Source organism: Mucilaginibacter sp. OAE612 (genome assembly GCF_041806395.1).
In the GTDB taxonomy this organism is placed as follows: Bacteria; Bacteroidota; Bacteroidia; order Sphingobacteriales; family Sphingobacteriaceae; genus Mucilaginibacter; species Mucilaginibacter rubeus.
Genome location: NZ_JBGMUW010000001.1, coordinates 3325515 through 3338600, shown reverse-complemented (window position 1 = coordinate 3338600; position 13086 = coordinate 3325515). Strand labels below are relative to the sequence as shown.

The window sequence follows — 13086 nt, the reverse complement described above, 5'->3', positions numbered from 1 at the left end:
GGTTTATTAATAATGTCATATAGTTTGGTTAATGATCACTGTGCTAAAGGAAATCTATCCTTTGTAGGGATGCACTTTAGTGATTTAAAGTGAGGACAATTAAATTTCAGCGATTGCCTACAAACCCATGAAAAATATTTTGCAATTATTAATTACCGGTATTTTAAACTGCTGTATGGAAAAAAAGAGATTGGTAAGAAGTGGATTAGTATTGCCCGCTGCCTGACATGATCATAGATGCAAGCTGTTCATCGCGGTCATAAATATCTTTGCGGAAGTTGAGCAGATTATTCCTGTCGGTAAAGGCGGTAAAATAAGCTATAAATACAGGCATCTTTTGTTTGAGTGTAACCTGCTGTTCTTTACCAAGATGCATGGCTTTATTAATGCGGGAGGTTGTCCAGGTGCTGTCGTACTTTAAAAGAAATGAAGCCAGTTTTACCGGTTCGCCAACGCGGATACAGCCGTGGCTAAACGCCCGTGAGGATTCGCCAAACAACGACCTTGAAGGCGTATCGTGCAAATAGATACTGTAACTATTAGGGAACAGGAATTTTACCAGCCCCAAAGAGTTTGCCGGTCCGGGTTTTTGCTGAATTACCGGAAGCCCGTTTTCCCGGCCGGTAATGACCATATTATGCTCGTTAAGATAATTTGGGTTGCTGCTCATGGCCGGCAACACTTCATTGCGCACAATACTTTCGGGCAGGTTCCAGTAAGGACTGAATACCACGTACTGCATTTCGCCGTAAAATATTACTGTTTGATGTACTTTTTCCCCCACTACCACATTGCAACTCCATAATAAGCTATCGGCATGGTAAACGTGTAGTTTAAATTCGGGGATATTCACAGCGAGGTAGTCGGTAGTTAAACTTACAGGCAGCCAGCGGCAGCGCTCCATGTTTACAATGATCTGTTTGATCCGTGATTTGAGCGGTACATTCATTTCGGCCATAGTTCCGGGGCCGGGTAAGCCATCGGCGCTAAGGCCGTGCCTGAGCTGGAATTGGGTTATGGCTGCTTTAAACTCGTCATCAAACCTATTGTTGAGCGTATCGCCTTTAAAATCTTCCAGTTTATATAGGCGGGCTTTTATGCGGGCAACTACGGCCGACGAGTCGCCGGGTTTGAGTTTTTTGCTGATAATAATTGGTTCCCAGCTCTCATGGGCATCAAGCCGGCGGTATTTGGCCAGAAAGCTTTTTAGCAGATCGTACTGACGGTATACCGGCTCGCTTATAGCAGGGGTTTTCGAAGGTCTTTTTAAGAGCGTATCCAGGTAATCATCATATGCTATCTTCTTACGCGGCAGGAACCAGTTTACCGAACGGCTAACCGAATCGCTCATGCCCCGGAAAGCCAGTTTTGAAAACGCGAAATATTGGGCAGTGAGCATTAACTCGGTGCCGATATCAGGTTTTTTGACCCTTGTTTTTGAATGATTGTCAAATATCAGGGAGTCTAAATCTTTTTGATAGGGGATACCTTTATATATGCCTTCATTTTGCAGGTTCATAAGCCTGTCGTTCAGGTTACCGGCCTGTTCAATTAAGGTGCCTTTTTCGTACCATGCATAGGCAAATTTACGCTTACGGTAAAAACTCCGCAGATCCTGCTCATAGGGGACCAAAGCGGGGTGCTTTTGAAGAAATGTGACGATACGGGTACTGTCAAATACAACTTCAGTTTGATCACTAAAGTTACCGGGAATGGTTTTTGTCCACTCTTTAACCATTTTCTTTTTTAGGGAATCAGCTATATAATTGTGATGTTTTTTGCTGTTGTTTTTGCAGTTGGAGAGGACTAAAACACTTAAAGCAAGTACGATAATATATTGTGGTTTCAGCCTGTTCTGCATAGCTAATTTATTAGTTATACGGAACGTAAATGACAAGGTTTTGTTTTGGAAAAGGAAAGGGTACTGAATGTTAACCGATATAAAATACCCGTAGAGCACAGGAAATCCCGATATTGAAAAAAAGGATGAATATTTTTTAAATAAACACTACTAAGTTTATAGATATTATAGTATATTTGTTGTGTGACATTCAAAAACAGATGACAGGCAACAGTTTAATCAGCAGCAACAAATATGCACCAGCCGAAAACCGGGGGCTGTACATGCCCATGTGTTGCTGTTGTTGAAATTCTCTCCAATACAAAATAAGCTGTTACGCACCTTTAAATTTACTGGCCTCAATTAATATATTTTTATGAATACATCCCGCAATAAACAATTAAGCAACGCCATCCGGCCGGGCTTGCTCATGCGTTACCGGATAATTTATGGATTATGCCGTTGTTGTTGAACAATACAACTTAACTACGATTACCTAAAAACATTATCCATAACATCATAAATCTATTTTAAAATGCAAACCACAAATAATAATAAATATCCTTTTTTTGACCTGCTTGAAGTTGTTGCCGAACCCGATCTTAAGTTTCGTAAGCTGAAATCATTACATCCTGTAAAAGCGGGCAATTTGGTCCCTGAATTTAAGTTAAGTAACGATTATAGCCGCTGGCAGCAATTTTACAATGGCGGCGAAACACATGGGCCTATTTCGCAAAGAAATTTATTAAATAAACCGCTGGTTATTTCTTTTTATTCGCGTCATTGGGGGCAGCAAGGTCTGGCGCAACTTAAACAACTGAATAATTTGCAGCATGAGGTTAAGGCAAGCGGCGGCAACCTGCTTATTATTAGTGATGAGCGCACCGAAGAGCTTGAAAAATGGGCATGGGAGCAAAGCCTCACCCTTAATTTTTATCACGATGCCGATAAAGAATTAGCACAGCAATTCAGGGTTTATTCTGACGATTACCCGGTGTGGGACAGGTTTTCGGGCATCGACGAAAATGCGCCGTTATTGGCCACCTATATTATTGAACCATCAAAACAGGTTATCTACAGCCATATCGACTGGGATTTCCTGGGTACTTTTTCTGCCGAAGACATCATCAGCACTGTTTATGAATCAGCATTGATCAGCAATAGCCGCAGATCGGCATAAGCACCAGGAGGTTAACCGTCTTACACAACGGCAATCTTATAAGTGTTTGCTAAGCGCACTTATAAGATTGCTTCTTACCTTCCGAATAATATCTTTATTAGTTTGTTAATTCAGGTGCCCACCCCGCAGCCTGGCCTTGTAATAACTTGGCGTAATGCCCTCTATCTTTTTAAATGCGCGGCTAAAGTAGTTAAGGTTATTGAACCCGGCTTTAAAACAGGCTTCAGAGATACTGTTATGCGGATTGTTCATGAGCTGCTTGGCTAATTGCAGGCGCTCTTTAATGATATAGTCAACCGGCGAAATCCCCAATTCGTGCCTAAATGCCCGGAAAAAGCTGGCTTTGCTCATAAAGGCCATCTGGCTCAATGCATCAATATTAAGCTTATCGCTTAAATGCACCCTAATGTATTCCAGTACATAGGCAAATCGGCTGCTGCTTGATAACTCATGCAGGTTATCGCTGATCTCGTTAATGTTTTGCATCTGCATAATGCGGATTAGCAACTCTTTTAAAGTGAGGTTGGCCAGCACATCTTTGGTCAGCGCATCGCCGGTACTGATGCGGATGAGTTTATTAATGAGCTGTGCCAGCTCATAATTATTAAAAAAGTGGAACTGGTTATAGTTCAGCTGCCAAACCCGCTTATCTTCCCTTGGATAATTCTCATTTAAGAAATCAAGCGTATTGGTAATTTCCTGGTGGTTAATAGCCAAAGCTGTGCACTGAGATGGCTGGTTGATAGTAGCCTCCGGGAAATCAATTTTCATCGTAATATTTGGCGGTACTATAACGGTTTCGCCGGGGAGGTAATCAAACCCCGGTTTATCAAACAGATGCATCACCTTTTTGCCGCGCAGCATGCTTGTTATTACCAAATCGCTAAAAGTTAAGGGCACCAGTTCGCTGCGCTCAAAAGTTTCAAAAACGTTGAGTTCGCAATGGTTCATGGTATAAGCCCTGCGGTTTTCAACCAGGGTATTCAGTTCTTTTCCGTGTGAGAGGCTTAGTGGAGATAACAGGGTTTTGTTATTCATAGCCGTTTATAATTTATACCAAATTAGGCATACTTATCCTGATTAACAAGCGGGTGCAAAAAATGCGACCATTGTGCTATCATTTGAGAACATAATGCAAATGCCCTACAGCAAGGTAGCTCTACATTAGTGTTACCAAAAAACCATAAAAATTATGAGCGCTGTTTCTAAACCATCCTTCAAGGATAAATACGACAATTTTATCGGCGGAAAATTTGTCCCGCCGGTTAAAGGCGAATATTTTGATAACGTTTCGCCTATCGACGGTAAAGTATTCACCAAAGCTGCACGATCAGGAAAGGAAGATGTTGAACTGGCTCTGGACGCCGCTCATGCCGCATTCCCAGCGTGGGGCAAAACTTCAGCAGCGCACAGGGCATCGCTATTAAATAAAATAGCCGATGTTATTGAAGCCAACCTGGAGTTTTTGGCTGCGGTAGAATGCATTGATAACGGAAAAGCCATTCGTGAATGTCGCGCTGCCGACTTGCCGCTGGTGATTGATCATTTTCGTTATTTCGCTGGTGTAATTCGTGCCGAAGAAGGCGGGATTTCCGAGCATGATGAATATACCGTAAGTATTTGTTTAAATGAGCCGTTGGGTGTGGTAGGACAAATCATCCCCTGGAATTTTCCGCTGTTGATGGCTACCTGGAAAATTGCCCCTGCGCTGGCTGCAGGTAATTGCTGTGTTGTAAAACCGGCCGAACAAACCCCGACATCCATCATGGTATTGATGGAATTGATCCAGGATATTTTGCCGCCGGGTGTTTTAAATATTATTACAGGTTTTGGTCCGGAGGCAGGTAAGCCGCTGGCTTCATCGCCGAGGGTTGCCAAAGTTTCTTTTACGGGCGAAACCACAACAGGCCGCTTAATTATGCAGTACGCATCTGAAAACCTCATTCCGGTTACGATGGAATTGGGTGGGAAATCACCAAATATCTTTTTTGAATCGGTAGCCGATGCCGATGATGAGTTTTTTGACAAAGCTGTTGAAGGCGCCCGTATTATTTGCCCTTAACCAGGGAGAGGTTTGCACCTGCCCGTCGAGAATCCTGGTGCATGAAAACATCTACGATAAATTTATGTCGAAGGTGATAGAACGCACTAATGCTATCATTATGGGCAACCCCTTAGATGGCTCCACAATGATGGGCGCACAGGCATCTAACGACCAATACGAAAAAATCCAATCGTACCTGAAAATTGGTAAAGAAGAGGGAGCAGAGGTACTTTGCGGCGGTGAGGTTAAAAAGCTTGACGGTGAGCTGGAAGGCGGCTATTATATCCAGCCTACGTTATTTAAAGGCAATAACAAAATGCGCATTTTCCAGGAAGAGATCTTTGGTCCGGTGGCTTGTGTAACTACGTTCAAAACTACTGAAGAAGCCATCGCGATAGCCAATGACACACTGTACGGGTTGGGTGCCGGTGTGTGGACCCGCGATGCGCACGAGCTTTACCAGGTGCCGCGTGCTATACTGGCCGGCAGGGTTTGGGTAAATAATTACCATGCTTACCCGGCACATGCGCCGTTTGGCGGCTATAAAAAATCAGGTTTTGGTCGCGAAAATCATAAAATGATGCTTGGTCACTACCGTCAAACAAAAAACATGCTGATCTCATATAATAAGAACAAGCTGGGATTTTTTTAATCCCGGCTTTAATCCCCCCGTTCCCCAGACTTGCGAAGTTTCTGAAACTTCGTAAGTCTTTATGTGTTTGAATATTTCTTTACTTATCTGCTTCTTCGCGCGAAATTTGAAGACATGATCAAAAGAGTAACCATAACCCCCGAAGCTTCAAAGCTGATAGCCGAACTCAAATCCCGCTTTGGCGACCTGATGTTTCATCAAAGCGGTGGTTGCTGCGATGGCTCATCGCCTATGTGCTTTGAAAAGGGCGAGTTTAAACTCGGCGGCAGCGATGTGAAAATAGGAGAGGTGGATGACTGTGAATTTTGGATGAGTAGGGACCAGTTTGAATACTGGCAGCATACCCAGCTCCAGCTCGATATTACCAAAGGCCGTGGTTCAAGTTTTTCAATAGAAATACCGACGGGTTTTAGGTTTATGATCCATTCAAGATTGTTTACCGAAGACGAGTTGAAAGATTTAGAACCGGTGAGTTTTATAGATTAGCCTCCTCCAAATCTCTTACTGCTCTGCCTGCACCTTATCCAGCTTATCCATGATCTCTTTTGTATACTTTATTGATAAAGCTTTCTTAAAATACTTTTCGGCATTTGCTTTATCCCCACGGGCTAAAAAGCAATCGCCCATACTGTCATAAACGTTGAAGTTTTTCGGGTAATTATCTATGTTCACCTGGAAAAACATGGCCGCTTTTTCATAATCTTTTTGTTGCAAAAACGCGTAGCCTATGCTATTCATCTCCGGCTCGGGGGGGCGTACGGTGTAACCCATTTCAGCGGACATCATTTTGTAATGGGCAGTTATCATTTGTCTTAGCTGCACGGCATTATACTGTTTATCAAAATATTGGTTATAAGGCTGGTTTCGAGGAAAGCGGTTGTTTTTGAAAATAAACCGTAAGGCATCATACTCGGCATTGAATGAAACAGAATTATGATCGTCGTCAGGATAATACTTTTTAGCCCATTGCAGATTGTTTGTTTTATTGACAGAAAGATCATCAGCCAGTTTCATGATAGACCGGATATGATGTGATATTTCGGCCGTGTCCTTTTTTACTTGTATAGTATCCATACCTGCATTCATCGTATTGGCAAAACCGAGGAAAAGCTTTTTACCGCCAAAATTCTTTTGCTTAAGGATAATTGTTGCCTGTTTAAGTAAATTATCGTTATCATAAAACATGCTGGGATCTATAGCCACATAGGCATTAAAAACCTGTGTATGTTTTGATAATAAATTGATTACCGTTAATCCTCCCAACGAATGACCGATCATAGTGCGATAGGGCGCAGTTGGATTTGTTTTGTCGATATATGGGATTAGTTCTTTTTCCATAAAGGCGGCAAAGTTTTCCCCTCCGCCTGATGACTTGTCCATAGCGCTGCTGGTAGGCGTCAGGTCCCGGGTACGATTTCCGGGTGTATTCAAAATACCAACTATGATCATTTGCGGCAGCACCGTATTGCCTGCAGTTGCGCTAAGTTCTTTGATCATAGTAACCAGCGACATGAAATGATCATCGGCATCTAAAACGTACAAAACCGGAAATTCCGGTTTTGAAAAGTAGTTGGTATCATATCCTGGCGTATAAACCCAAAGTGGTCGTTTCTCTTTCAGGATTTTGGAATAAATGGTATCCACCCTCCCCAAAACTATAGGTTGCTGCGGTGGCTGCGCCTTCAACAGGTATGCAATGGTGAGATGAATGAGTATCAGGATGAGCTTTTTCATGTGGCTGTTGATTTTATGATTCAATGGTACAGCAACAATATGACCTTCAGAATTAAATGTGACGAATGTTGCCGTTGGCGTGACGGAAATAATTTGGAGCTTGTTTTCGTTTAAAAAAGGACCGAAAACATGTTTTGGTAAGTTTTTGTTAGTTATTACAATCATTCATAAAATTATCGCCGTGCTCAATACTTATAATACTGCCCGTAAAAAGAACAGCTTAACAAAGTTTGAGACGTTGATATTCGGATTAATGATCGTGTTCACTATAGGGGCTATTATACTCTTCTTCATTGATAAAGGATATTTTGAGATGATATACAATCGCTATGGCGGTTTTATAGGATACTTCACGGTATTGTTGTTACTTGTAATTTTTGTAGTGTCGGCAGCATATATTGTAAGGCTTTCGCGCTATCGCAGCATCCAGTTTTGTGTGGTTTTAATTTTAACCGGGATAGCAAGCCTGTTTTTCATCACCGAAAAAATGAGCAGTTTACCTGACCTTTTTCATCTGTCAACCCATTCGCTTTTTAAAGCCAACACCGCAATATTGGGGGCAAATGCAAATGGAATAATTAAAATTAATGAGACCGGAAAAATTGTGCTCTATTGGATTTTGATAGCTGCAAGTGCTTTTTACTTTTTGATATTGCCGTTTATATATCGGAGTAATTTTAGGGCTAAACGCTTTATTGATAGAATCGGAATTCCTATCCCTCACCGCAACCACGTTATCGCAATAATTATATTAACTATTTTGATAATGCTATTTTCGGCAGTAAACGAGTCGGAAGTTTTACCATTTGATTTTGCTGCAATATTTTTGCTGATACTGCTTTGCCCGGAAAATATCGGTGTTTTCAGGCGATAGTCATATTTTTTTGTAACACTTTAAATTGTTTTTTTAGGCTCCGTTTAATCCGATCATTTACTGCAACTTTGTAATAAACCTTTCAGTTACAACCTTATAAAAATATGGCTACAGTTTCATTGGGCAGCCCGGCAGGCAAATGGATCATGGTTTCGGCTATACTGGCTTCGGCCATGGCATTTATTGATGGAACAGCGCTTAATGTGGTGCTGCCGGCATTACAACAAAGCCTTGATGCCAAAGGAGCTGATCTCTTTTGGATCCTAAACGCCTACCTGTTGATGCTTGCCTCTCTTATTTTAATAGGCGGCTCGCTTGGCGATAAATTGGGGCGAAAGAAGGTCTTCATGATTGGGATTTTTATTTTTATAACCGGATCAGCCCTTTGCGGGCTTTCACCAGGTGTTTTTTATCTCATTGTTTTCCGGATCATACAGGGTATAGGAGGGGCACTGATGATTCCGGGGAGCCTTTCGCTTATTTCATCATCCATCGATGCAAAAGAAAGGGGCAAGGCTATCGGAACATGGTCGGCCATTACCACGGTAGTTACTATGGGCGGCCCGGTATTGGGTGGCGCCTTAGCCGATGCCGGTTTATGGCGGTACATATTCTTTATTAATATACCCATAGGGATAGTAGCTTTAGTTATCCTGTGGCGCAAGGTTGCCGAAAGCAAGGATGATAGCACCGATCAAACTATCGATTTTCCGGGCGCTATTTCCATTGCATCAGGGCTTGCTTTGCTAACATTTGGTTTTCTGCGAATGCCGGCGGTTGGATTTAATAACTGGCAGGTTTATGGATCATTAGCCCTGGGCTTATTATTGCTCATTGTTTTTATTTGCATAGAAGGTACAAGCACACATCCCATGATGCCGCTAAGCCTGTTTAGCAATAAAACCTTTAGCGGGATAAACCTGCTTACATTTTTTCTGTATGCGGGTTTGGGTGGCGGTATGCTGTTCATGTCACTAAACATGGTGCAGGTGCAGGGGTATAGCCAACTGCAATCTGGGTTAACATTTTTACCTTTTACTGTGCTCATGATCTCCATTGCACGTTATGCAGGAGCTATTGCCGATAAAAAAGGCCCGCGTTTATTGCTCATCATCGGTCCGGCTTTGGCGGGAGCAGGGTTACTAATGTTGTCGTTCATTAAGCAAACTACAGGCCCTTCCGATTATTGGACAAGCTTTTTCCCCGGCGTACTTGTTTTTGGCTTCGGCATGTCATTAACGGTAGCGCCGCTTACGGCAACGGTAATGGGGTCGGTAAGTGATCATTTTTCGGGCACGGCATCGGGCATTAACAATGCCATGACCCGGATTGCCAATGTTTTTGCCAATGCCATTTTTGGCGCCCTGGCGGTTTTGTTTTTTTCGGGAGCGATGCAGGGGGAGTTGAAGAAGTTATCCCTTAATGAAAATGATAAAAAGACGGTTATGGAACAATCGGCCAACTTAGGTAATGCTAAAGTGCCCGCCGGTATCGACGGATCCAACAAAAAGGCAGTCGGGATTGCCTATCACAACGGATTTATTTCGGCCTATGGCAATATTATGCGGATCTGCGCCGGGCTTGGTTTCCTGGGTGCGCTGATGTCGGTTATTTTTATCAGGAATAACGCTGTTAAGAAGGAGTGATTGTTTTTGAAAAAACGTGAATAGAGTGCCTCTGCGTAGATCCTAAGAAAAATCAGATTGGGGTTGCAACCATTTGTTTATCACTATCGTCTACCTTACAAATCCATCTAAAGCTTATTGTTATGTTCAAATCGATATTCTCCCGAAATTCTGTAAAACTTTTTGCCTTATGTTTTTTATGCTTTGTTGCCGTTAGCGTATCCGCCCAGGATAAAACCAAAACGATAGGCAACAAGCCCAGAAGCGGCTCATCCAATAATACCTTTGATGCTGTTAAAGGTGCGCAGGTTGGTATTGAAATGAATGCTGGTAAAAAGCAGGTACAATTACTTACGCTGAACTTTCATACTCAAAACCGATCAAGCGATAGCATTCCTTTTAAAGTAAATGTTTACCAAATGGCCGGGAAGTTTCCAAATGAAGCTAATTTGGTTAAAGACGAAATAAAAGGCTATATTAAAAAATACGACAATGTGGAAAACCATCAATTAACCACTGTCGACTTATCGCCATACAATGTTAAAGTGGCCGGTGACATTGTGGTTTCTATTGAATTTTTGACAACCAAAACCAACTCCAACGTTGGATTTGCCTGCGGCTTATTTAACGGCGGTACCTTCCATAAGGATGGTGAAACCCAACCCTGGAAGAAGATTCCGATTGTTGGTGTTGATTTTAATGTACTGGTGAAAAAGTTGAAGTAGATACCCCTCTAAATCTGCCCTAAAGGAGAGACTTTTAACAACTGCGCTCATTGCAAACGAGCGCAGTAAAATACGCTAAATACTCTTCTTTAAACCCTGCGAGATTTACTCGAACAATTCCTGCTCATCAGTATAATATGTTTTCCGCGATGCTTCGTTAATTATGATCGCGGCGCCTGTAGGGCTGTGTTTTTTCTTTGAATTGTGAATATCCATGAAATCACGAACTTCACCGTTAATGATGTCGGGGTTTGATTTAAGGATATTTTGTTCTGCATCTTCCAATACCGATTTTATTGCCTTAACAAGGTCTTTCAGTTTGGCCTCCGGTATTTTACTGCTTATGGAGAACGGAGAAATGCGGGCGTGCCATAAAATCTCATCGGCGTATGCATTGCCGATGCCTCTCATGATCTTTTGATCAAGCAGTACAGTTTTAATATTGGTTTTTGTTTTTGCCAGGCGCTTTTTTAAATATTCAGCATCGGCATCAAGCGCGTCGGGGACATCCTTTTTTTCGGGGTCGAGGGTAGGTGTTGCTATCCCCTGGAAATCTGTAAGTACTAATCCGCTGCCATCATCAAAGTGCAGCTCGATGATGCTGTACTTGTTGTCGTTTTTGGTATCGAACAAAAACAGTTTACCGTGCAACATTAGGTGCAGACCCAGTACATCGCCTTTGCTAAATTTAATGTGCAGTTCCTTCCCTTCGCGATATACTTTTTCGAGCTTTTGTCCGCATAATACCTCGTTTAATTCGTGTACGCTAACATTTAGTTTTTTAGCGTTAGGTACTTCTATTTTTTTAACGGTTTTACCTGCAAGTATTTTTTGCAGGTTATGGCTAAAAGCCTGCAGATCGGGTAGTTCGGGCATAATATGTTGTTTTTATAAGTAACTTGTTGATGTAGTTAATGTTTGTTATCCGACACCATTAAACTTTTTAAAACGTTGTATGGCGTTTTCAATAGACTGGTTTTGAGCCTTATTGAGTTTGTTAAATGGTTTGAGCTCAATATCAATATTCTTTTTGCCCATATTCCGGCTCCAGTTGCCAACCACCTGGTTATTGACCATTATAGTTGGGAAAAAGGTAATAGCCCCCATTTTATCCCGAAAGCTGGCTGGTACCATGGCATCGCGATTTTTATACGCTATAATTAACTCATCGTAAACAGGCAGAAGGTAAGCCCCCCTTTTTTTTGCTGTACTGAAATCGACATCAGTATCCATCCAATAGCCCACCCCTTCAATGATGATATTACTTAGCCGGCCTTTATTTATTTCGATCCCGGTTTTGGCATCGGCAACTGTAAGGCCGCTCCAATGTACAAAATCATTTATTGTAGCGGGGCCATGGCTTGTAAAATACCGCAAAACCAGTCTGGTTACCGCTTCTTCACGAGATATGGCTGATGTCACAGGTGCCCGTTCGTCGAGCAGAGCATAGGTGAACTGTTTGCCCTGCCTTGCCCCGCTGCAAATTAACTGCTCCAGTTCGGCTTTCATCAGTAATATGGTAAGCCTGAGATCGTCGGTAGCTATGTTTGCCTTATTTAGCGCAGCGGCAATTTCGGTACGGGTTAGTTGTTTGCCACCCTGCAAGGCTTTTGTAAACACATCAAAGCTTTTATTAAAAATTGCATCGGTAACCTCCTGCTTTTTATACATGGCGGCATTACCGGCATTAATTCGTGGTGCGGTAAGGCTAAGCATCCAGCGGATATCCTGAGGTAAAACAAAATGCCAGGTTGGTCTTAGTACATGGGTGCGCAATATAGTTCCGGTTGTTATAGCCTTTTCTACCATTTTATCCGCAGGTGATAGCATCCGTAAACCAATTGCCCATTTTGCATGCGTGTATTCCTGCGCCTGCATGGCGCACATATATCCAACCACATCTTCAGGTTTTTTAAATTTATCGTGATTAAGATGCTGGTTATAAACCCGCAGGCTGGCAATATCAGGCTTGGTCATATTGATGCTTTTGAATGCTGTTCAAAATAAATATATGGTTATGACAGCAGTTTGTCAGTAGGGTAGAAATAAAAAGTTTCTTTTGTAATTTGGGCTTTCTTTTATAATAAATGAAAAAACTATTTCTTTTGTGCTGTATAACTGCTGTTATCATTGTTTGTGTAGTTGCACGGGTAACAAAGTATAATCAGTTTCACGATGCCGAAATTAACGGTAAGCTGGAATCTGTTTATCGCAACAGAGACTATGTTATGATTTCCGTTAATGGCGAAGAATTTCGTATCATTCCTGTTTCATTAAGTACAGCGGCCAACTTCGATGAGGTTGCTAAGGTTGGTGATACTATATCAAAAATGGCTGGCAGTGACAAGTTCAATTTGATACATGAAGAAGATGAAGTGTTTTTGTATACGGTTAGAAAATACTGGTAAATTA

The 13086-nt window shown here is 42.0% G+C and carries 11 protein-coding genes and 1 pseudogene; 7 read left to right on the top strand and 5 right to left on the bottom strand.

The window, feature by feature from the left end; all coding sequences use genetic code 11:
* Window positions 1-205: 205 nt before the first annotated feature.
* Window positions 206-1861, bottom strand: coding sequence for a murein L,D-transpeptidase (locus ABID99_RS13800; protein WP_090526190.1), 1656 nt, complete (start codon window positions 1859-1861; stop codon window positions 206-208).
* Between the two features lie 514 nt (window positions 1862-2375).
* Here ABID99_RS13800 and ABID99_RS13795 point away from each other — a divergent pair.
* Entirely contained in the window at window positions 2376-3020 is a 645-nt protein-coding gene (locus tag ABID99_RS13795; RefSeq protein ID WP_090524969.1) for a redoxin domain-containing protein, read from the top strand.
* Between the two features lie 105 nt (window positions 3021-3125).
* Here ABID99_RS13795 and ABID99_RS13790 read toward each other — a convergent pair whose 3' ends face one another.
* Window positions 3126-4058 (bottom strand): AraC family transcriptional regulator, encoded by a 933-nt coding sequence (locus ABID99_RS13790; RefSeq protein WP_129568699.1) that lies wholly within the window; start codon window positions 4056-4058, stop codon window positions 3126-3128.
* A gap of 154 nt (window positions 4059-4212) precedes the next feature.
* Here ABID99_RS13790 and ABID99_RS13785 point away from each other — a divergent pair.
* Both ABID99_RS13785 and ABID99_RS13780 read left to right on the top strand, forming a co-directional pair.
* Window positions 4213-5716: pseudogene (locus ABID99_RS13785) on the top strand (aldehyde dehydrogenase family protein).
* Window positions 5717-5830: 114 nt separating this feature from the next.
* Window positions 5831-6202 (top strand): DUF779 domain-containing protein, encoded by a 372-nt coding sequence (locus tag ABID99_RS13780; RefSeq protein WP_090524975.1) that lies wholly within the window; start codon window positions 5831-5833, stop codon window positions 6200-6202.
* Between the two features lie 15 nt (window positions 6203-6217).
* Here the strand turns inward: ABID99_RS13780 and ABID99_RS13775 are convergent, their stop codons facing one another.
* Window positions 6218-7450: an alpha/beta hydrolase-fold protein gene (locus ABID99_RS13775; RefSeq protein WP_373614055.1), complete on the bottom strand. Its 1233-nt coding sequence runs from the start codon at window positions 7448-7450 to the stop codon at window positions 6218-6220.
* 181 nt (window positions 7451-7631) lie between these two features.
* On the opposite strand from ABID99_RS13775, the gene ABID99_RS13770 reads away from it, so the two are divergent.
* The 3 genes from ABID99_RS13770 (at window position 7632) to ABID99_RS13760 (ending at window position 10674) form a co-directional block, all read left to right on the top strand.
* On the top strand, window positions 7632-8324 hold the full coding sequence (locus ABID99_RS13770) for a hypothetical protein (protein WP_176624151.1): 693 nt from the start codon (window positions 7632-7634) through the stop codon (window positions 8322-8324).
* Between the two features lie 104 nt (window positions 8325-8428).
* Complete coding sequence (locus ABID99_RS13765; RefSeq protein WP_373614053.1) at window positions 8429-9970, top strand: MFS transporter; 1542 nt, start codon at window positions 8429-8431, stop codon at window positions 9968-9970.
* Window positions 9971-10092: 122 nt separating this feature from the next.
* Complete coding sequence (locus ABID99_RS13760) at window positions 10093-10674, top strand: hypothetical protein (protein ID WP_090524983.1); 582 nt, start codon at window positions 10093-10095, stop codon at window positions 10672-10674.
* Window positions 10675-10779: 105 nt separating this feature from the next.
* Here ABID99_RS13760 and ABID99_RS13755 read toward each other — a convergent pair whose 3' ends face one another.
* Entirely contained in the window at window positions 10780-11550 is a 771-nt protein-coding gene (locus ABID99_RS13755; RefSeq protein ID WP_188831740.1) for a DNA-formamidopyrimidine glycosylase family protein, read from the bottom strand.
* 45 nt (window positions 11551-11595) lie between these two features.
* Window positions 11596-12651, bottom strand: a complete 1056-nt coding sequence (locus tag ABID99_RS13750; RefSeq protein WP_373614052.1) for a winged helix DNA-binding domain-containing protein — start codon at window positions 12649-12651, stop codon at window positions 11596-11598.
* Window positions 12652-12761: 110 nt separating this feature from the next.
* On the opposite strand from ABID99_RS13750, the gene ABID99_RS13745 reads away from it, so the two are divergent.
* Entirely contained in the window at window positions 12762-13082 is a 321-nt protein-coding gene (locus tag ABID99_RS13745) for a hypothetical protein (protein ID WP_373614051.1), read from the top strand.
* The last annotated feature ends 4 nt before the right edge of the window (window positions 13083-13086 follow it).